Origin of the sequence: Thiohalorhabdus sp. Cl-TMA, from assembly GCF_041821045.1 — a bacterium.
Taxonomy (GTDB): domain Bacteria; phylum Pseudomonadota; class Gammaproteobacteria; order Thiohalorhabdales; family Thiohalorhabdaceae; genus Thiohalorhabdus; species Thiohalorhabdus methylotropha.
This window is the reverse complement of sequence record NZ_JBGUAW010000007.1, coordinates 236,338-254,327: the sequence shown is the minus strand read 5'-3', so window position 1 is coordinate 254,327 and position 17,990 is coordinate 236,338. Positions and strand designations below refer to the sequence as shown.

The window sequence follows — 17,990 nt, the reverse complement described above, 5'->3', positions numbered from 1 at the left end:
GGGAGCGCTGCCCCATGGTTGACCAGATCGGCCAGAACTTCGCCAATGCCCTCTCCCAACAGACCCAGAAGCAGTCCGGGTCCGACCAGGGCACCTCCAATTTCGAGGAGGTCCTGAAGGGCACCCTCGAGGACACCAACCAGGCCAAGCTGGAATCCCGCGACATGGCTGACGGCCTGGCGGCCGGCGAGCATAGAAAGATCCACGAGACCATGATCGCCGCACAGGAGGCGGACCTCTCCTTCCGCCTGGTGACCCAGGTGCGGAACAAGGTCGTGGACGCCTACCGCGAAATCTTCCGGATGCCGGTCTGACCGCTCTTGAGGAAGATCTGCCTCCGCCGCGGCCGGGTGGCCCCGGCTCCCAGCGGCGGGGCGGCTCCGTCGGGATAAGGCCCCATGGCTAACGGCACCCTGTCCAGCACCGGCCGGTCGCTGCGCGAGACCCTCAGCGCCATCCCCCGCGAGAAGCAGGTGGCCATCGCCGCCCTGGGGCTGCTACTGCTCGCGGGCTTCGCCGGGCTCATATACTGGGCGCAGAAGGCGGAGTACGCGGTCCTCTACAGCCAGCTGGGCCAGAAGAACGCCGGCAATGTGGTGGAGGCGCTGGAGCAGCAGGGCGTCCCGTACAAGCTGGTAAACGGCGGGACCATGATCCAGGTCCCGGCAGACCAGGTGAGCCGCCTGCGTCTTTCCCTGGCGAAATCGGGGGTGCCCGACGCGGGGCGCAAGGGCTATTCGCTCTTCGATAACCGGGACGTGGTGGGCATGAGCAGCTTCGCCCAGAAGCTCAATTTCAAGCGTGCCCTGGAGGGGGAGCTGGAGCGCACCATCAATGGCCTCGGCGTGGTGGAAAAGAGCCGGGTCCATCTGGTCACCCCCGAAAAGGCCCTGTTCGAGAAGGACCAGAAGCCGGCCAAGGCTTCGGTGGCCCTGCAGCTGGCTAACGGCAACAGCCTCGACCAGGAAACCGTGGACGGCGTCGTGCACCTCGTGGCCGCCGGCGTGGAGGGCCTGAAGCCCGAGCAGGTCACGGTGGTGGACCAGAACGGGCGGGTGCTGAACGGCGAGGACGACCCCAAGCAGAAGACCGGTCCCGGCGACGAGCTGGTCGCCTACAAGCGCAACCTTGAGAACAACCTGCAGAAGCAGCTCACCTCCCTGGTGGAGCGCGTGGTGGGTCCCGGCCGGGCGGTGGTGCGGGTCAATACCGACATCAACGACAAGAAGGTGCAGCTCCACGAGGAGAGCTACGACCCCTTCAGCAAGGTGCCCCGCAGTAAGCAGACGCGCAGCCGCACCGGTGGCTCGGCCGGGGGTGTGGGCGGCGAGGCGGGGGCGGCCGCCAACGTGCCCAGTAGCGAGGAGGAGGGCCCTCAGCAGGGCTCGGGCTCCGGTGGCGTCCGGGTTCGCGAAGAGACCGTGAACTACGAGATCAGCAAGACCGTTCGCGACGTGCTCAAGCCCGGGGGTGGTATCGAGCGCCTCAGCGTGGCGGTGCTGGTGGACGGCAGCTACGAAACGGTGGACGGCAACCGGCAGTTCGTACCCCGCGACCAGGAGCAGCTCGATAGCCTGCGCTCCCTGGTGGCCGATGCCGCCGGCATCAATCAGGGCCGTGGCGATTCCGTCACCGTGGAAAGCATGCCCCTCCATGCGCCGGAGCAGGCCCAGGGCGCCGTGGGCGAGCTGACCTGGTGGGACATCGGTATGGAGGGTGCCCGCTACGGGGGCTACGTGCTGGTGACCTTCCTGATCCTATGGTTCGTGGGCCGGCCGCTCATGCGCTACCTCACCGAGCCGACCCTGCGCAGGGCGGAATCCTCCGCCGAGCTCGAGGAGGGCGGGGGCTCGGGGCAGGCCCTGAGCAACGCGCTTGGGGGCTGGGACGAGGAGCGCCGCGAGCTGGAGAGCCGCAGGAGCGAGATCGAGGAGCGGGCGGCCACGGAGCAGGAGCGCCGCGAGCAGGTACGGGACGTGGTGCGCAAGGAGGAAGAGAACTCGGTGGCCGTGGTACGGCAGTGGCTGCGGGAATGACCGGAGCGCGAGGCTAGGGGGACCGAATGGCCGAGGCGGTACGCAGAGAAGGTTCCGGGAAGGAAAACATCAAGAGCCTGTCCGGCCTGGACAAGGCCGCCATCCTCATGCGGTATCTGGGTGAGGATGCGCGGATGATCCTGGAGAAGATGGACCAGGAGTCGGTGCTGCGGGTCTCCCGCCACATGCTGGACATGGAGCCCGTGGAGGAGGCCCAGGTGAAGGGGGTGGTGGACGAGTTCCTCGACCGTCTGGGCGTCCCCACCACGCCCACCTTCGGGCACACGGCGGTGGTGGAGTTCCTGCGCAACACCCTCGGCCGGCGGGCGGACCCCATCATCCAGCGTCTGGAGACGCCGGGCACGGAGTTCATCTGGGACAAGCTGAACAACGCCAAGCCGGAATTTCTTGCCGAGTACTTCGCTCGCGAGCAGCCCAAGACCACGGCCTTGGTGCTTTCCTACCTGAGCGAGCAGAAGGCCCAGCAGGTCTTCACCCATTTCCCCGACGAGTACCAGCAGCGCGTCACCCTGGCCCTGGGCCGGATGGAGGAGGTTCCCTCCGAGCTCATGGACCAGATCGAGGAGATCCTGTCCGAGGACCTGGAGCAGCTGGAGCAAGGGGTGGTGACCAGCTTTTCGGGTCTGGACATGGCGGCCGGATTGGTTGCGAGCGTGGGCATGGAGAACTCGGAGGATCTGCTCGCCGGGGTCAGCGAGTACGACGAGGAGCTCGCCGAGGAGCTCGACAAGCGCATGTTCAAGTTCGAGGATCTGGACAGCCTCGACGACCGGAGCCTCCAGCGCCTGCTGCGCGAGGTGGAGAACGACGACCTGGTGCTCGCCCTGAAGGGGGCGCCGGAGGACCTGCGCGAACGGTTCTTCCGCAACGTCTCCAAGCGCCAGGGGGAGATGCTCCGCGAGGACCTGGAGGCCCTGGGGGCGGTCCGCGTATCCGATGTGGACGACGCCCAGCAGAAGATCATCAGCACGGCCAAGCGCCTGGAGGAGGAAGGCACCATCTTCCTGCGCGTGGCCGGCCAGTCCGAAGAACGCTACATCGAATAGGGCCGCGCACGAGGGGCCGAGCTCGCCATGGCCAAGACCCGGTTTACCCCGCTGCAGTTCCGGACCCAGATCCATCAGCAAGAGGAGGAGCCGTCCGGCTACGAATGGCTGGCGGATCTGGACGAGCCCCGCGAGGAGCCCGGGCAGCAGCCGTTCCATCCCGGCCTGGAGTATCAAAAGAGCGGCGCCGAGAAGAACCGCGCGCGCGCGAAGGCCGCGCCCGCCCCCGAACAACAGCCCCGGGAGGCCGAAGCGGAGGAGGCGTCCCATGGCGTGGACCCCGAGGAGCTGGAGCGCCTGCGCGAAGAGGCCCGCCAGGAGGGGTACAACGCCGGGCTCCTGGAGGGCCGGGAAAAGGGGGAGGCCGAGGGCCGGGAGGCCATGGAGCGGGTCCAGTCCACCTTTCTGGACAGCTTCGAGCAGGCCCTAAAGACCCTCACCGAAGGCCAGCCCGAATCCGTCACGCACTGGCAGGAGCCCCTGGAGGGCCTGATCCGGACCGTCTGCGAGCGGGTGCTGCGCACCGCCCTGAGCGAGGACCTGTCCGGTTACCTGGAGCGGCTGATCGTTGCCGCCCTGGAGGAAATGGACGCGGGCAGCGAGGTGCGAGTCACCCTGGGCGAGGTAACGCCCGGGCTCGTGGAGGAGATGCGCGAACGTCTGGCGTCCGAGCCCGGCATGGAGAAGCTCCGCCTGCACATGGAGGCGGGACAGCCGGCGGATTTCGTCCGTATCGAGACCGAGTACGGGGTGATCCAGACCACCCTGGAAAGCCAGCTGAATCGGGCGGCCGGGGAGGCCGCCCGGGCCGCGGCGGGGAGTGAATGACCCTGCCCGGACCCGACTGGGAAGGCGCCCTGGACCGCGCCCGGCATACGCCCCTCTGGCGGGTGGACGGACGCGTGTCCAAGGTGATCGGTCCGATCGTGGAGAGCCGGGGGCCGCAGGCCCGGGTGGGGGAGCTGTGCCGCATCCGAATGCCGGATCAGGCCGACGTGGACGCCGAGGTTGTGGCCTTCCACGAGGACCGGCTGCAGCTCATGCCGGTGGGTAATCCCGATGGCATCGGCGCGGGCTTGGCCGTTTCCGGGACCGGGCGCGGTCCGGAGGTCCCCGTGGGAGAGGACCTGGTGGGACGGGTTCTCGATCCCCGCTGCAAGCGGCCCTTGCCGGGTGAGAGCGGCGGTTCCGGGCCGTCGCGCACCGAGCCTATGGATGGACTGGGCATGCTCGGGGCAGGCCCCACCGCGCCCCTCTACCGGGAGGTCATCAACCCGCTGGACCGGACGCCCATCGACGAACCGCTGGACCTGGGCGTGCGCAGCGTCAATGCCCTGTTTCCCGTGGGCCGGGGGCAGCGCATGGGCATCTTCGCCGGGGCGGGCGTGGGCAAGAGCACCCTGCTGGGCATGATCGCGCGCTATACTGCCGCGGATGTCATCGTCATCGCCCTTGTGGGGGAGCGGGGCCGGGAGGTCCGGGAATTCCTGGAGCGCGATCTGGGGCCCGAAGGCCGCGAGCGCTCCGTGCTGGTGATCGCAACCTCGGACATGAGCCCGCTGCTCCGCATGCGGGCCGCCTTCATGGCCACCTCCATCGCCGAGCAGTACCGCGCCGAAGGGAAGCACGTGCTGCTGATGATGGACTCCCTCACCCGAATGGCCTGGGCCCAGCGGGAGATAGGCCTCGCCGTGGGGGAGCCGCCCATCGACAAGGGATACACCCCGTCGGTGCTCAATCTCCTGCCGCGCCTGCTGGAGCGGGCCGGCCGGGATTCGGGGCCCGGCTCCCTGACGGCCATCTACACGGTCCTCATGGAGGGCGACGATTTCGACGATCCGGTGGCCGACGCGGTGCGGGCCATCCTCGACGGCCATCTGGTGCTGGACCGGCGCCTGGCCGACAAGGGCCACTATCCGGCCATCGATCCCCAGGCCAGCATTAGCCGCCTGGCTTCCACCTTGCACTCCGAGGAGGCGGCCGAGCATGCCCGCAAGTTCATGCGGGCCTGGGCGCACATCCAGGAGGTGGAAGACCTGGTGCAGGTGGGCGCCTACCAGGAGGGCCAGCGCCCGGAGGTGGACCGGGCGCTGGCCAACCGGGACCGGCTGGAAGGCTTCCTCCGGCAGGGGGTGGGACAGCCGGCCACCCTGGAGGACGCTTGGGCGGAGCTGGCGGAAGTGGTCGCCCCGCTGTAGATTGCGCCGTTCCGGCCCGGCAAAGGCAGGGCCGGGCCCGCGAGGCCCCAGGGGGCCGTTCCCGCGGACTCCGGCATGGAACCTTTCGGGGGTATAGAGGCAGAAAATGGGCGTGAGCGCGAAAAACGGCAAAAATTTCCGGCTGGCCCGGGTCCTCCATTTGCGGCACCAGCAGGTGGAGGTCTGCCGGGACCATCTGGAGAGCTGCCGGTCGGACCTCGAGCGTTGGCAGGCGCACCACCAGGAGATCCTGGCCCAGCAGCAGGCGGCGGGATTGCAGCCGGGCGCCAGCGAGGGCCTGATGGATGCCGCCCAGCTCCAGCTACGCGAGCAGGGGAGGCGCTGGTTCCAGCGGGAGCTGGAGCGCCTGGCCGTTGAGATCCGGGAGCGGGAGCAGGCCCTGGAAACGGCCCGGGCGGAGCTGTGGGCGGCGGAGCAGCGCCGCCTCCGCCTGGAGCGCCTGCGTGAGCGGTTCGAGGAGCAACAGCACCAGCTGGCCAAGCGCGGTGAGCGCAAGCGCCTCAATCGTTGGACGAGCCACCAGAGCGGGACGCAGGGATGACCGGCGCCATGAGCGCGGCGGGCGGCTGGCTGCGGCGGGCGGTACTCGGCGTGCTTGGCCTGCTGGTGCTGCTGCGGTTCGTGGGCAGCGAGGGGCCTACGCAAGGTGAACGGGCCGGTGATTCCCTGCGGGTCCCCCGCGATGCAGTAACCACCGCCCGGGCGGAAGAGCAGGCGGACGGCATGCAGGGGGAAAAGCCGGCGGTCGACCTACGCCCGGAGGAAGTCCGGGTCCTTAAGGAGCTCAAGGCCCGCCGGGAGTCCGTGCGCCAGGACCGGGAGAAGCTGGAGAAGACCCGCGAGCGGCTGGATATCCTGGAAAAGAAGGTCTCCAAGGACCTGGGCCGGCTGAAGCGCTACCGGGACCAGATCCAGGCGGGTCTGGACCGCGAGGAGGAGATCCGCTCGGACAAGATGCGGCACCTCATCTCCGTGTATTCCAACATGAATCCCCAGAAGGCCGCGGAGCGCATCAACAGCATGGATAAGAGCACGGCGGTGAAGCTGCTCTCCGGCATGTCCGGCCAGGCGGCGGGACGCATCCTGTCCTTCGTGGAGCCGGAAAAGGCCAACCGCATCTCCCAGTCCATGACCAAGCTGGTGAATGACGTAGAAGACTGAGCCGGAACCGGGAAATTTTTTCCCGGGACGCCGGCCATCCCCTCCCTCTCCGAAGCATTCCCTTTCGCCGTTGAAGCCCGGACCCACGGGTCCTCCCGCCAAACCGAGCCGATTGGCCCGCCTCTTGCAGCTACGGCCGCGGGAGGATACGAGCCATGAACGATTTACCGTTTCCGTTACAACGCCCCTCGGGGGCGGATCTCGCACCGCCGGGCCGCAGCAGCGGCGCCCCGGCGCGCGGCGAGCAGGGCGGTTTCGACCGGGCGCTGGATGAAGCGTCCCGGTCCGCTCCGGAGCGCCGGGACCCGCCCGCGCCCGACCGCAGCGCCTCGTCCTCTTCTTCCTCCGACGAGGGAAGCACTTCCGACAAGAGTGCCCGCAACCAATCGGGACAGCGCTCATCCGGAGGGGGTGGCGCCGACGACGGCCAGGCCGGCGCGGAGGAGGGTGGAAGCTCCGGGGAGGGGCAGAGCCGGGATGGCAAGCAGGAGAGCAAACAGGCCGAGGGCGGAAAAGAGGCCGCGGCCGCGGTGGCGGATGCTCAGCAGGAAGCCAAGCAGAAGGCCAAGGGCGGAAGCTCGGCGGAGGATCTCGCGGCCATGCTGGCGGCCGGCAAGGAGCAGAAGGGCGAAAAGGCGAGCCAGAGCGGCGAGCAGTCCGGCCAGGCGGCCCTGCTGGCCAAGGCGAACGGCGACGCCGAATCCCGCTTGCGGCAGGTGATCCAGGAGCAGCTGGGGCTCAACGGCAGAGGCGACGGCAAGGCCCAGCAGGCCGCCGGACAGGGCGGGCCCACGCTCCGCCAGGATGCCAAGGCGGCAGGAAAGGGCGAAGGCGACTCCAAGGCCCAGGATGCCCGGACCAAGGACGGTCAGGGGAATGCTCTGTTCCAGACCGGTAGCAATGGCAGTGCCAGTGGTACCGGTGCCCAGACCCCGGAGCACGCCAAGGGGGCCACCCGAATGGCCCTGGAAGGCAACAGCGCCCAATTGGCGAAGGCGGGCGCCAACGGCGCCCAGCAGGCATCCGGTCAAACGCCGGCAGCCGACACCAAGAGCGGCGAAGCTTCCAGCCAGCAGCGGCAGAGCGCGGACGCCCAGATGCGCATGGACGGCATGGGCGCGGGCCAACAGTCCCCCAATACCGCACGAACCGAGGCCCCTTCCGCGCCGCGCCAGACCCAGCAGTCGCAGACCATGAACCAGGCCGTGGTCCAGGTGGCCAAGGAGGCCGCCGACGGCAAGCGGGATGTGCAGATCAAGCTGAACCCCCCACACCTGGGGCAGATGCGGGTAGAGCTCCAGATCAGCGACAACAAGGTCAATGCCATCTTCCATATGGATAACCGGGGAGCCGCCAACCTCCTCGACGGCCAGATGCAGCACCTCCGTACCGCGCTGCAGAACCAGCAGCTGGAGCTGGAGGATGCCCAGGTGCAGGTGGGCGGAGACGGCGCATCCGGCCAGCAGCCCCGTGACGGAGAAGGGGAATCGGAATCCGGAGGAGGCCGGTCGGGCGGCCGGATGGCCGATTCCGACGGCCAGGGCTCCGGCGGGGGCGAGGAGGACGGGCAGTCCGCGCGGATCGGAACCCCCGGCAACTTGAGTCTGCTGGCCTGAACGCCCAGCCAAGAATAGGTAGAGGTGCGACATGGATACGTTTTTCGGGAACGCGGCCGGCAGCGCCGCCCTGCAGCAGGCTAAGGGCGGGGGATCTTCCGGGGCCGCCGCCTTGCAGCAGGCCAAGGGCGGGGGATCTTCCGGGGCCGCCGCCCTGCAGCAGGCCAAGGGCGGGGGATCTTCCGAGGCCGCCGCCCTGCGGCAGGCCACTAGCAGGGCGCCCTCCGGCGAGTCTTCCCAGAAGAGCTCCTCCGGCAGCGGCTACGACCCGGAAGAGCAGCGGCAGCTGTTCCTCAAGATGCTGGTCACCCAGATGGAGAACCAGAACCCGCTCGACCCCATGAAGAACAAGGAGATGCTGTCGCAGATGGCGCAGTTCTCCGGGGTGGAGCAGCAGATCAAGACCAACGATCTGCTCGGAAAGCTGGCGGGTCAGCAGCAGAGCAGGAACATGGACGCGGTGGGGCTGCTCGGCAAGACCGCGTGGGTGGAAGGCCAGCCGGCCCGTTCCACGGGCGAGGGGCAGAGCCACAAGTTCCAGTTCAGCCTCGATTCCAACGGCTCCAGGGTGGCCAAGGTCAAGAACGACGCGGGCAAGGTGGTCCGGACCATCGACCTGGGCAGCCTGGATAGCGGCATGCAGCAGGCCGAGTGGGACGGCAAGACGGATGACGGAAAGCCCGCCCCGCCGGGCACCTATGACATCCAGGTAATGCGCGCCGATGTGAAGGAGCCGAAGCCGCAGCCGGTCCAGATACAGTCCACCGTCCAGGAGGTCCGGTACGGCGAGGACGGCACGCAGGTGGGCATCGGCGATGGACGATTCGTGGCCTTCGACAAGGTGGCTGCGGTGACCAATGAAAAGAGGGAGGAGTAGGGCAATGGCAAACTTCGGGGCACTGAGCACCGGCGCTAAGGCCATCCTTGCCCATGACCAGGCCATGGGCGTGATCGGCGATAACATCGCCAATATGAACACCACCGGTTACAAGCGGTCGCGGGCGGTCTTCGCCGACGTGCTCGGCAGCGTGGCCAAGCGCAACGAGGCCCTGGGCCAGAACATCATCGGCGGCGGCTCCAAGCTGGACATGATCAATCCGGACATGTCGCAGAGCTCCTTCAAGAACACCTCCCAGGCCACGGACATGGCCGTGGACGGCGACGGCTTCTTCATCACCCGGAATCCGGACACCGGGGAGCAGCTCTATACGCGGGCCGGGAGCTTCACCGTCGACAAGGAAGGCTACCTGGTGACCTCCGGCGGCAACCGGGTCCGGGGCTGGTCCACCGAGGAGGTGGACGGCAAGGTCCAGACCCAGGGCGAGCTGGGAGACGTGAACCTCACCGAGAAGCAGAGCACCGCGGAGCGGACCCGCAACATCAACCCCAAGGCGAATCTGGACGCCGACGCCGATCCGGCGGAGCCCCGTGGCACCATCGCCAATGATCCCAACGGCGCGGCGGAGCCCTCGTTCGATTACCATTTCAAGACCGACTTCAAGGTCTACGACTCGCTCGGCTCCAGCCACGACGTTTCCGCCTACTTCACCAAGACCGACAAGAACGAGTGGGATGTCCGGGTGATGGCGGACGCCGAAGAGGTGAACACCGAAGGACTGACCACCTACGACACCACCGGCTCGGGCGAGGCGGATCTGGCCCAGCTCACCCTCCCCTCGGGGCAGCAGGGTATCCATCTGACCTTCAACCAGGACGGCTCGCTCAAGTCGGAAAAGCGGGGCCTGGCCGCCAACGGCAACGTCTCCGAGGAGGCCTTCGGGTCCAACTCGTTCCAGGTGCCCTGGTCGAACGGCTCGGAGGCGGGCCACGCCATCTCCATGGACATGGGGGACGACACGGCCACCTCGGGCAGCTCTGGCGGCCTGTCGGGGGTATTCCAACGCCCGGGCGGGTCGGTGCTCTATTCCGCCGATGTGGACGGCCGCCAGGCCGGGGACCTGCAGAGCTTCTCGGTGAACGAGGCGGGCGTGATCGTGGGCAGCTTCGACAACGGCGCCACGGCTCCCCTGTACAAGGTGGCGCTCGCCGACTTCAAGAACGCGGACGGCCTGAACAAAGTGGGCAACAGCAACTTCCAGGCCTCGGACGCCTCCGGGGAGCCGTCCATCAAGAAGCCCGGGGAGGCGGGTGCCGGGAACGTCCGGGGATTCGCCCTGGAGGAGTCCAACGTGGACGCCTCGGAAGAGCTGGTGCGCATGATCCTGATCCAACGCGGCTATCAGGCCAACACCAAGGTGGTGACCACCGTGGATGAGATGCTGCAAAGCCTCATGAACATCAAGCGCTAGCATCCGGGCCTAGCGGCCCCTTGAGGGTGGCTTGTTGAGGGGCCCTTTTCGGGCCCCTTATTTGTGTCTGCTATGGCCAGGTAATAGGGGTTTTCCCTATGATAGGACACGGCGTGGGCCGGGTCGGCGCCGCGCATACGGGTGTAAAACGGGGAGGACTGGATGGACATTGCAACCCTGATCGGCCTGGTGGCCGCCTTCGGGCTCGTCCTGTTGGGGATCCTGCTGGGAGGAACCCTCGGGTCGTTCCTGAATGCCCCCGGTGCCCTGATCGTCATCGGGGGTACACTCGGGGCCACGCTGGTGAGCTACCCGCTGCAGCAGGTGCTCAATGCCGGAAGGGTGGTGAAGAAGACCTTCTTCCATCAGTCCGAGAACCCCAAGGACGTGATTGCCGAGCTGCTCGAATACGCGCAGACCGTCCGGAAGGAAGGGGTGCTGGCCCTGGAGGATCGGGTGGAATCCCTCGAGAATCCCTTCATGCAGAAAGGCCTGCAGATGGCCATCGACGGCCAGGAGCCCGAGGTAGTCGAGGCCATTCTGCAGAACGAGGTGGACAAGATGGAGGACCGCCATGAGACCGGCGCGGCCATCATGGATACCATGGGCAGCCTGTCTCCCGCCTTCGGCATGATCGGCACCCTCATCGGCCTCGTGCAGATGCTGCAGAGCATGGAGGACCCGAGCACCATCGGCCCGGCCATGGCCGTGGCCCTGCTGACCACCTTCTACGGCGCCCTGATGGCCAACGCCATCTTCATTCCCATGGCCGGGAAGCTCCGGGCGCGGAGCGAGGAAGAAACGCTGAACTACCAGATCATAATCACCGGGGTGCGCAATATCGTGGCCGGCGAGAATCCCCGGATCCTAGAGCAAAAGCTGCTGGCGTTCCTGGCTCCCAAGGAGCGCGAGCCCCAGTTCGACTAGGGGGGCCGAGCATGGGCAGCAAGGGTGGCCGCAGCAGCGAATCCCGCAAGATGGGGGAACGGGTGATGTTCGTTTCCCTGTTCATGATCCTGCTCGCCTTCTTCATCCTCCTGAACAGCATCGCCAAGATCCAGGAAGAGCGGAAAAAGCAGGCCATCGAATCCCTGGGCGGCGCCTTCGGCTACATGCCGTCCGGACTGAGCCTGTTCGATACGGCCTCCGAGGCCCCCAATCCCCCGGGGCCGCCGCTTAAGCCGGAAACGGAGCAGGATCGGCTCATGGACCAGCTGCGGCGGATCTTCACCGGAAAGCTGGGCGCGGGCGTGGAGGTGCGGCCCGCCGCCACCGGCAACGGAGCCCTCATCGAGGTGGGGACCCCCACGGTCTTCTCCGGGACGAGCACCGAGCTCCCCGCCGACCTGGCGGACCGCATCCGCCGTATGGCGGATCTGGTGAGTGCGGCCAACGTGGAAGTGATCGTCCGGGGGTATACCAACCTCCGCTTGCAATCGGACTTCCGGGACGCCCTGTGGGTCAGCGGCCGCCGGGCCCAGAACGTGGCGCGGCTCTTCCGGGAGCGCGGCGTGCCCATGGAACGCCTGCGCCTTGAGGGGCGGGGCGATCTCCGCCCGGCGGCGGAAGAGTATTCGGAGGAAGGTCGGCGGAAGAACGAGCGTGTCCAGATCCGCCTGAAGATCCAGGAGGACAGCTCCCTGCGGCCCCTGTTCCCGGAGGGGGATCTGGCCCCGAGCGTCGAGGGCGGCGGCAATGGCCAAGAATAAACAGGATCGGGGACCGGACAAGTCCTTCTGGATGGTGACGTTCTCGGACCTGCTGAGCCTCATGCTCACCTTTTTCGTGCTGTTGCTGTCCATGTCCGTCATGAATCAGGACCCCCTGAAGAAGATCTCCAGCTCCTTCCAGGAAGGGCTCGGCATCCTCGGCAACGGGGGGCCCTTCGGGATATGGATCGCGCCCCGGGAGATGGTGGTGCCTCCCCGCGTCCCCGCGGCGTACCGGGAGCGCATGGAGACGCTGCACGACAACCTCCGGTCCCGTTTCAAAAAGACGGGACCGGAGGTGGAGCTGGGCACGGATCCGCAGACGGGCAACCTCACGCTCAACCTGAGCGCGGGCGGCATGTTCGCCTCGGCATCCACGCGCCTCTCGGAGGAGGCCCGTTATGCCCTGAACCAGATCGCGGACGTCCTTCGGCACATACCGGGCCGCGTGGAGGTTTCCGGCCACACCGATAATGTCCCCATGCAGGGGAGCGGGCGAAAACGGGACAACTGGAGCCTCTCCCTGGCGCGCGCGGTGAACGTGGCGGGGTACCTGGTGGAAGACCGCCGCCTGGATGCGCAGAGATTGGCCGTCGCGGGATACGGTCCGTCGCGCCCGGTCGCCGACAACGGCACCCCGGAGGGGCGGGCCGCCAACCGGCGCATCACCATCGAGGTCATTGACGAGCCCCTTTCGGGCCAGTAGCGGCACCCGGGCCCCCCGGGTACCGGCAAGAGACACCAGGCAAGCAGCTAATCGAGCGAGGGCGGAATGGCGGAAGAAGGCAACCAGAACCAGGACGGCGAACTGCAAGACGGCGAGGGCCGGGGAGGAAAGCTCAAGCCCGTCCTGATCGCTTTGCTGGCCTTGCTGGTGGGGGGCGCGCTGGGCGGTGGGGGGGCTTGGTTCATGCTCTCCGGACAGGCGAGCGAAAAGACGGCGGCCCAGTCGGGCGGACAGTCCGGCTCGGACGGTTCCGGCTCCAGCACGTCCGCCCCTCCGCCCGCCCCCTCTTCGGGCGGCAAGAAGGAGATGTATCAGATTCCGGGGCTGGTGGTGAACCTCGCCCGGAGCGACCGTACCCGGTACCTGAAGACCTCCCTGCAGCTGGAGCTGCGCGGGAAGAGCGCGGCCAAGCGGGCGGAAGAGATGAAGCCCCAGCTGAAGGACGCGCTCCTGATCCTGCTGTCCAACCACAGCGTCGAAGAGCTCAAGACCATGCAGGGGAAATACGAGCTCAAGCGGCAGATCGTGGCGCGTCTGAACAGCGTTCTGGGTGAGGGGATGGTGCTCAATACCTACTTTACCGAGTTCGTGATCCAGTAGGAGGCCTGCATGGCGGGCGGTCAGATTCTGGAAGAAGAGGAAATCCAGACCCTTCTGGAGGGGCTGGACCAAGGCTCCCTGGAAGGGGGGCGCGGCGGTGCGCTGCATCCCGATGAAGACGATGTTGCGCCCTACCACTTCTCCGAAGCCGAGGAAGAGGAGAGCCCGGAGCTCCCGGCCTTCGATGTGGTGGCCCAGCGCTTCGAGCGCTTCTTCAATGACAGCATGGCCGGCGACTTCCCCGTGCTGCGGCCCTCCCTCTCCTATCAGGGATACGACCTCGACCGGTTCGGCGTGGTTGCCGAGGAGGCCTCCAGCCCCGGGGTCTACGTGGTGCTCCAGACGCCCCAGGGCAAGCTGCTCATGAGCATCGAGGTGGAGGTGGCCCGCACCATGGTCGGGGCCGTTCTGGGCGAGGAGCACCAGAATCTCGAGGAGTCGGAATCCGAGAAGCGCGAGCTGACCCGCATCGAGCAGCGCCTGTTCCTGCGCCTCCTGCAGTCCATGGCCCAGGACCTGGAGCGGGCCTGGGAGCCCCTCTACATCAACAAGATCCAGGACATCCGCCTGGAATCCTATATCCGCGACGCCTCCATCGTCCGCCGCGACGTCCGGGTCTTCCGCGTTTCCTACAGCCTGACGCTCGGCGATATGGAATGCCCCATGCTTCTCGTCTATCCTCTGCCGGTGCTCGATCCCTACATGGACCTGCTGCGCGGGGATTTCCTGGCCGGCGGCGCCGAGGTGGACGAGGAGTGGCGCCAGGAATTCCAGAAGGAGGTATTCCGCGCCGAGACCTATCTGTCCGTGGTCCTGGGCCGGACCCACATGACCCTGCGCGAGCTTTTGAAGCTGGAGCCTGGGGAGCTCCTCTACCTGGACAGCCAGCCCGGCGACCCGGTGGAGGTGGTGGCCGGGGAGCAGACCCGCTGGCGGGCGGAGGCGGGCAAAGTGGATGGCCAAGTGGCGGTCCGCCTTTTGCATAAGGTGGATGGCAATGAAGACGGTGAGGTAGCCAAATGAGCGAAGAGAACGGAGAGCAGGGCGGCCCCGCCGGCGAGGAAGCCGCTGGCCCCGAGCAAGGCGGCCAGGAATGGCAGGAGGGCGCCGAGGAGCAGGCCGCCGCTCAAGCTGCCGCTGCGGCCATCGCCGGCGTTTCCGGGCAGGGCCAGGAAGGCGGCTCGCCGGGACAGAACCTGGAAATGCTCCTGGATCTCCCGCTGGAGCTGAGCGTGGAGCTCGGCCGCACGCGCATGAGCCTGCAGGAGCTGCTGAAGCTGGACAAGGGTTCGGTGATCCGCCTGGGCCGCACCGAAGGGGAGCCGCTGGAGATCCAGGTCAACGGGCGCACCGTGGCGCGCGGGGAGGTGGTGGTGGTCAATGACCGCCTGGGCGTTCGGGTCACCGAGATCGGCGAGGCCCGGGAACGGATCAAATCCCTGGAATGAACGGGCCGCCCGTTTTGCGGATGATCCTGCCCGTCGGGCTGCTCGTGCCGGACGTGGTCCGGGCGGCGAACGGCGGTCCGGATTTCGGCGTTGCCCTGGTCAAGATGCTGGTGGGCCTGGGCATTGTGCTGGGGCTCTTCGCCCTGGGCGTCTATGCGCTGAAGCGCTTCGGACTCCTGGCCACCGGCACCCAGGGGGAGGAGCTCCGGGTGGAGCGCATGATCTCCCTGGGGTACCGGAACCGGCTCGCCATAGTACGGGCGGGGAACCGTCGGCTCCTGGTGGGCGTCACGGCCGGCTCCGTCACCCGCTTGGCGGACCTTTCGTCGCGGCAGGACGGCGGCGATCTGCCGGATACGGAGGGGTCCGACCCGTGACCGCCCACCGGATCGGCCTGCTCTTCCTCCTGCTCGGTCTGCCCGGGCTGGCGGGCGCCCAATCGGCCCTGCCCGGTCTGGACATGGAGCTCACGCCCATGAACAGCCCGGACGAGGTGGCCACCGGGCTGCGCATTCTGGCCCTGCTCACCGTCCTTACCCTGGCCCCGGCCATCCTCGTGCTGATGACCTCCTTCGTTCGGGTGGTGGTGGTGCTCTCCTTCCTGCGCCAAGCCCTCGGTACCCAGCAGACACCGCCCAATCAGGTCATCATCGGGCTGTCCCTGTTCCTGACCCTGTTCATAATGGCCCCGGTCTGGCAGCAGATCGACCAGGAGGCCCTGGGGCCCTATCTGGACAATCAGATTTCCTTCCAGGAGGGTGCCATGCGGGCCCTGGAGCCGGCCCGCGAGTTCATGTTCGCTCAGGCCGGAGACCGGGAGGTGCGCCTGTTCATGAACCTGGCGGGGGAGGACAAGCCGGCGGACTTGAGCGAGATCCCCACCCGGGCCCTGATCCCGGCCTTCGTCATCAGCGAGCTGAAGACCGCCTTCGAGATCGGCTTCCTGATCTATATTCCCTTCCTGATCATCGACATGGTGGTGGCCAGCGTGCTCATGTCCATGGGCATGATGATGCTTCCGCCCGTCATGATCTCCCTGCCCATGAAGCTGATCCTGTTCGTCCTCGTGGACGGCTGGTACCTGATCGTCGGCTCCCTGGTGGAGAGCTTCCAGTAGCCACCCGACCGCGGGGCCGGGGTCAGTCCCGGACTTCCTTCTGGAGCCGGCTGCGGTACTCCGACTCGGGGGCGATGCGCTGGATTAGGTAGAGCATCTCCCGCGCCTGTTTGGGGTTGCCGGCCCGGTCGTAGAGCCGCCCGGCCTCGTAGAGATTCCGGCAGGCTTCCTGGTCGCGTCCCTTCGCCCAGTAGGCGGTGGCCAGGTTGTAATGGGCGGAGATGTGCTTCGGGTCCAGGCGAATGGCCTCTTTGTAGGCGTCCATCTCCTTTTCCATGTCCCCCGTATAGGCATAGGCCACCCCCAGGTTATAGAAGGCCGAGGCGGATTGGGGGTCCAGCTGCACCGCGCGCTTCAGGGCCCGTACGGAATCCCGGGGCCGGTCCTGCTGGGCGAAGGCCACGCCAAGCAGGAAATGGGCGTCCGCCAGCCGGGGGTTGATGTCTATGGCGTTCCGATAGAGGGCGATGGCGGCCTGCCATTGCTCGTTTTCCGCGTAATCCCGACCGCGATGGAGGAAGGTGCGCGCCTCCTCGCGGAGCGTATCGGCGCCCGTGTCGCCGGGAATGGCCACTGCAACGGCCGGAAGCCCCAGCAGCACGGCGGCCAGGGTGATGGGCCATGCCCGTAGGAACGGGGGAAAGGTGAACACCATGGTCGGCCTCCCTCTATATTCCGGAACGGAATTCAAGCTCCCCTCCTACATAACAGGATTCTCCCCCTTTAGGGAGCCCTTTCCGGACTCGGTTCCCGGGATGGGCGCAGGGGGGGGCGGCAAGTTTTGCCGAGCGGCGTGGGTAGGGGCGTCCTCCATGCGAAGGACAGGACCGAAAACCGTCCGGGTGGTACGGCGTGGCCGGATCTGGGTGGCGGCGGAACGCCGCACGGCCCGCCCGCGAGGCGGGCCGGAATGGGGAGCGGTGCTTTCCTCGGGGTACGGCGCGGGGCGGGTCGGCGGGCGGCCCTAGACGATTATGTCGAGCCAGCCGTTGGAGTCGTCGCTGGATCTCGACTCCCGGCCTTCGGTGGCGGCCTCGTTGCCGTTTACGCGCTGGTCCGCCTCCGCGGTGTTGGAGGAAACGCGTCGCCCGGAGTCCCGCTCGGGGTCGTTGGCCGCCTGGTTGCGGGCTTGGTTGTTGGCCAAGCTTTCCCCGCCGTTCGGGAGGGGATTTTGCGGCGCGGCTGGGTTGATCGCCATTTCCATGCTCCTTCTTGAGGACATAAACAGAATCCCGCGTCAATAGGTTCCTGTCAAGGTGGGCAATTTTTGCCCCTCCGCCCGCCCGTGACGCACGTCCGCGGCCCGGATCGCGCGGTTCTCTGGCGGGGCAGCCCATGGCATGTGACTTGCAATTACCCGTTCGGGGCACCTGCCGCGTCCGGTACCGGATTCTGTCCGGATAGCGGAAACCCCCGGCCGGTGCCGAGGGGGGTCAAGTACGCGGTGGCGCCGACGATAAGGAGTGGACAGGGAAAGGGCTCCCCGTCCTTGTGCAGGCCCAGTCAGGGAATTACGAGCATGAGCCAAGAAGCGGTCCGGATCCTGGAGCGACTGGAAGCGGCCCACGCGGCCATGGAGGCGTTCCTGGAGGAGGAGCGGGGGCATCTGGCGGACTTCGACTGGGAGGCCCTGGCCGAGGATCAGGAGCGCCGGGCTGCCCTGACCGAGGAGATCTCGGCGGCGGACGCGGAACGGGCCGGGCTCGGCCGGAGGCTCGGCGCGGGCGCCGAGGCGAAGCTGGGGGATCTCCTCCCCGGCGACCCCTCCCTCTGGGATCTCCGGCGGGAGCGTCTGCGGGAGCTGGTGGCCCGGGTGCGCCAACAGAACGATGAGAATACCCGCCTGATCCGGGAAGCCATGGAGCGCAACGAGCGCCTGCTCCTGTGGCTGACCGGAGAGGTGGAGGAAAACCGCTATACCGCTGAAGGCCAGGCCAAGGAGAGCGTTGGCGGGTCTTCCCTCTTTTCCAGGAAGGTGTGA

At 67.3% G+C, this 17,990-nt stretch carries 21 protein-coding genes; 19 read left to right on the top strand and 2 right to left on the bottom strand.

What is annotated here, in order from left to right; translation table 11 throughout:
* Positions 1–14: 14 nt before the first annotated feature.
* The 18 genes from fliE to fliP all read left to right on the top strand — a co-directional run bounded on the left by fliE (position 15) and on the right by fliP (position 16,009).
* The gene (gene fliE / locus ACERLL_RS11805) at positions 15–314 is read left to right on the top strand and encodes a flagellar hook-basal body complex protein FliE (RefSeq protein ID WP_373656300.1); all 300 of its coding nucleotides are present in this window, start codon (positions 15–17) and stop codon (positions 312–314) included.
* 84 nt (positions 315–398) lie between these two features.
* The gene (gene fliF / locus ACERLL_RS11800; RefSeq protein WP_373656299.1) at positions 399–2,036 is read left to right on the top strand and encodes a flagellar basal-body MS-ring/collar protein FliF; all 1,638 of its coding nucleotides are present in this window, start codon (positions 399–401) and stop codon (positions 2,034–2,036) included.
* 26 nt (positions 2,037–2,062) lie between these two features.
* On the top strand, positions 2,063–3,103 hold the full coding sequence (gene fliG, locus ACERLL_RS11795; RefSeq protein WP_373656298.1) for a flagellar motor switch protein FliG: 1,041 nt from the start codon (positions 2,063–2,065) through the stop codon (positions 3,101–3,103).
* A gap of 27 nt (positions 3,104–3,130) precedes the next feature.
* Positions 3,131–3,931 carry a FliH/SctL family protein gene (locus tag ACERLL_RS11790; RefSeq protein WP_373656297.1) on the top strand — a complete coding sequence of 267 codons (801 nt, stop codon included), beginning with the start codon at positions 3,131–3,133 and terminating at the stop codon, positions 3,929–3,931.
* Complete coding sequence (locus ACERLL_RS11785) at positions 3,928–5,301, top strand: FliI/YscN family ATPase (RefSeq protein WP_373656296.1); 1,374 nt, start codon at positions 3,928–3,930, stop codon at positions 5,299–5,301. Before ACERLL_RS11790 ends, ACERLL_RS11785 begins: the two co-directional genes overlap by 4 nt.
* A 112-nt stretch (positions 5,302–5,413) precedes the next feature.
* Positions 5,414–5,863 (top strand): hypothetical protein, encoded by a 450-nt coding sequence (locus ACERLL_RS11780; RefSeq protein WP_373656295.1) that lies wholly within the window; start codon positions 5,414–5,416, stop codon positions 5,861–5,863.
* A complete protein-coding gene (locus tag ACERLL_RS11775; protein ID WP_373656294.1) occupies positions 5,860–6,483 on the top strand; it encodes a MotE family protein in 624 nt (207 codons plus the stop codon). The genes ACERLL_RS11780 and ACERLL_RS11775 overlap by 4 nt, the downstream gene beginning before the upstream one ends.
* A gap of 155 nt (positions 6,484–6,638) precedes the next feature.
* Positions 6,639–8,099 (top strand): flagellar hook-length control protein FliK, encoded by a 1,461-nt coding sequence (locus ACERLL_RS11770; RefSeq protein ID WP_373656293.1) that lies wholly within the window; start codon positions 6,639–6,641, stop codon positions 8,097–8,099.
* A 31-nt stretch (positions 8,100–8,130) separates the two neighbouring features.
* Entirely contained in the window at positions 8,131–8,976 is an 846-nt protein-coding gene (locus ACERLL_RS11765) for a flagellar hook assembly protein FlgD (protein ID WP_373656292.1), read from the top strand.
* 4 nt (positions 8,977–8,980) lie between these two features.
* Positions 8,981–10,408 (top strand): flagellar hook protein FlgE, encoded by a 1,428-nt coding sequence (locus ACERLL_RS11760; protein ID WP_373656291.1) that lies wholly within the window; start codon positions 8,981–8,983, stop codon positions 10,406–10,408.
* 162 nt (positions 10,409–10,570) lie between these two features.
* A complete protein-coding gene (locus ACERLL_RS11755) occupies positions 10,571–11,335 on the top strand; it encodes a motility protein A (RefSeq protein ID WP_373656290.1) in 765 nt (254 codons plus the stop codon).
* A gap of 11 nt (positions 11,336–11,346) precedes the next feature.
* Complete coding sequence (locus tag ACERLL_RS11750) at positions 11,347–12,117, top strand: OmpA family protein (RefSeq protein WP_373656289.1); 771 nt, start codon at positions 11,347–11,349, stop codon at positions 12,115–12,117.
* The gene (locus ACERLL_RS11745; protein WP_373656288.1) at positions 12,104–12,823 is read left to right on the top strand and encodes an OmpA/MotB family protein; all 720 of its coding nucleotides are present in this window, start codon (positions 12,104–12,106) and stop codon (positions 12,821–12,823) included. The genes ACERLL_RS11750 and ACERLL_RS11745 overlap by 14 nt, the downstream gene beginning before the upstream one ends.
* 66 nt (positions 12,824–12,889) lie before the next feature.
* Positions 12,890–13,444 carry a flagellar basal body-associated FliL family protein gene (locus ACERLL_RS11740; RefSeq protein ID WP_373656287.1) on the top strand — a complete coding sequence of 185 codons (555 nt, stop codon included), beginning with the start codon at positions 12,890–12,892 and terminating at the stop codon, positions 13,442–13,444.
* 9 nt (positions 13,445–13,453) lie between these two features.
* Entirely contained in the window at positions 13,454–14,467 is a 1,014-nt protein-coding gene (locus ACERLL_RS11735) for a flagellar motor switch protein FliM (protein WP_373656286.1), read from the top strand.
* The gene (gene fliN, locus ACERLL_RS11730) at positions 14,464–14,892 is read left to right on the top strand and encodes a flagellar motor switch protein FliN (protein ID WP_373656285.1); all 429 of its coding nucleotides are present in this window, start codon (positions 14,464–14,466) and stop codon (positions 14,890–14,892) included. The genes ACERLL_RS11735 and fliN overlap by 4 nt, the downstream gene beginning before the upstream one ends.
* Positions 14,889–15,269 (top strand): flagellar biosynthetic protein FliO, encoded by a 381-nt coding sequence (gene fliO / locus ACERLL_RS11725; RefSeq protein ID WP_373656284.1) that lies wholly within the window; start codon positions 14,889–14,891, stop codon positions 15,267–15,269. Before fliN ends, fliO begins: the two co-directional genes overlap by 4 nt.
* Positions 15,266–16,009: a flagellar type III secretion system pore protein FliP gene (gene fliP / locus ACERLL_RS11720; RefSeq protein WP_373656283.1), complete on the top strand. Its 744-nt coding sequence runs from the start codon at positions 15,266–15,268 to the stop codon at positions 16,007–16,009. The genes fliO and fliP overlap by 4 nt, the downstream gene beginning before the upstream one ends.
* A gap of 22 nt (positions 16,010–16,031) precedes the next feature.
* Here the strand turns inward: fliP and ACERLL_RS11715 are convergent, their stop codons facing one another.
* Positions 16,032–16,664, bottom strand: coding sequence for a tetratricopeptide repeat protein (locus tag ACERLL_RS11715; protein WP_373656282.1), 633 nt, complete (start codon positions 16,662–16,664; stop codon positions 16,032–16,034).
* Between the two features lie 309 nt (positions 16,665–16,973).
* Positions 16,974–17,207, bottom strand: coding sequence for a hypothetical protein (locus ACERLL_RS11710; protein WP_373656281.1), 234 nt, complete (start codon positions 17,205–17,207; stop codon positions 16,974–16,976).
* Between the two features lie 321 nt (positions 17,208–17,528).
* On the opposite strand from ACERLL_RS11710, the gene ACERLL_RS11705 reads away from it, so the two are divergent.
* Positions 17,529–17,990, top strand: a complete 462-nt coding sequence (locus ACERLL_RS11705; RefSeq protein WP_373656280.1) for a flagellar protein FlgN — start codon at positions 17,529–17,531, stop codon at positions 17,988–17,990.

Excerpts from the sequence above, each read along its gene's own strand:
- ACERLL_RS11750 (WP_373656289.1), top strand. The coding sequence starts at position 11,347 with ATGGGCAGCAAGGGTGGCCGCAGCAGCGAATCCCGCAAGATGGGGGAA.
- ACERLL_RS11765 (WP_373656292.1), top strand. The coding sequence starts at position 8,131 with ATGGATACGTTTTTCGGGAACGCGGCCGGCAGCGCCGCCCTGCAGCAG.
- ACERLL_RS11785 (WP_373656296.1), top strand. The coding sequence starts at position 3,928 with ATGACCCTGCCCGGACCCGACTGGGAAGGCGCCCTGGACCGCGCCCGG.
- fliF (WP_373656299.1), top strand. The coding sequence starts at position 399 with ATGGCTAACGGCACCCTGTCCAGCACCGGCCGGTCGCTGCGCGAGACC.
- ACERLL_RS11735 (WP_373656286.1), top strand. The coding sequence starts at position 13,454 with ATGGCGGGCGGTCAGATTCTGGAAGAAGAGGAAATCCAGACCCTTCTG.
- fliE (WP_373656300.1), top strand. The coding sequence starts at position 15 with ATGGTTGACCAGATCGGCCAGAACTTCGCCAATGCCCTCTCCCAACAG.
- ACERLL_RS11755 (WP_373656290.1), top strand. The coding sequence starts at position 10,571 with ATGGACATTGCAACCCTGATCGGCCTGGTGGCCGCCTTCGGGCTCGTC.
- ACERLL_RS11770 (WP_373656293.1), top strand. The coding sequence starts at position 6,639 with ATGAACGATTTACCGTTTCCGTTACAACGCCCCTCGGGGGCGGATCTC.
- ACERLL_RS11790 (WP_373656297.1), top strand. The coding sequence starts at position 3,131 with ATGGCCAAGACCCGGTTTACCCCGCTGCAGTTCCGGACCCAGATCCAT.
- fliN (WP_373656285.1), top strand. The coding sequence starts at position 14,464 with ATGAGCGAAGAGAACGGAGAGCAGGGCGGCCCCGCCGGCGAGGAAGCC.
- ACERLL_RS11745 (WP_373656288.1), top strand. The coding sequence starts at position 12,104 with ATGGCCAAGAATAAACAGGATCGGGGACCGGACAAGTCCTTCTGGATG.
- fliG (WP_373656298.1), top strand. The coding sequence starts at position 2,063 with ATGGCCGAGGCGGTACGCAGAGAAGGTTCCGGGAAGGAAAACATCAAG.
- ACERLL_RS11710 (WP_373656281.1), bottom strand. The coding sequence starts at position 17,207 with ATGGCGATCAACCCAGCCGCGCCGCAAAATCCCCTCCCGAACGGCGGG.
- ACERLL_RS11715 (WP_373656282.1), bottom strand. The coding sequence starts at position 16,664 with ATGGTGTTCACCTTTCCCCCGTTCCTACGGGCATGGCCCATCACCCTG.
- ACERLL_RS11775 (WP_373656294.1), top strand. The coding sequence starts at position 5,860 with ATGACCGGCGCCATGAGCGCGGCGGGCGGCTGGCTGCGGCGGGCGGTA.
- ACERLL_RS11705 (WP_373656280.1), top strand. The coding sequence starts at position 17,529 with ATGAGCCAAGAAGCGGTCCGGATCCTGGAGCGACTGGAAGCGGCCCAC.
- ACERLL_RS11760 (WP_373656291.1), top strand. The coding sequence starts at position 8,981 with ATGGCAAACTTCGGGGCACTGAGCACCGGCGCTAAGGCCATCCTTGCC.
- fliO (WP_373656284.1), top strand. The coding sequence starts at position 14,889 with ATGAACGGGCCGCCCGTTTTGCGGATGATCCTGCCCGTCGGGCTGCTC.
- ACERLL_RS11740 (WP_373656287.1), top strand. The coding sequence starts at position 12,890 with ATGGCGGAAGAAGGCAACCAGAACCAGGACGGCGAACTGCAAGACGGC.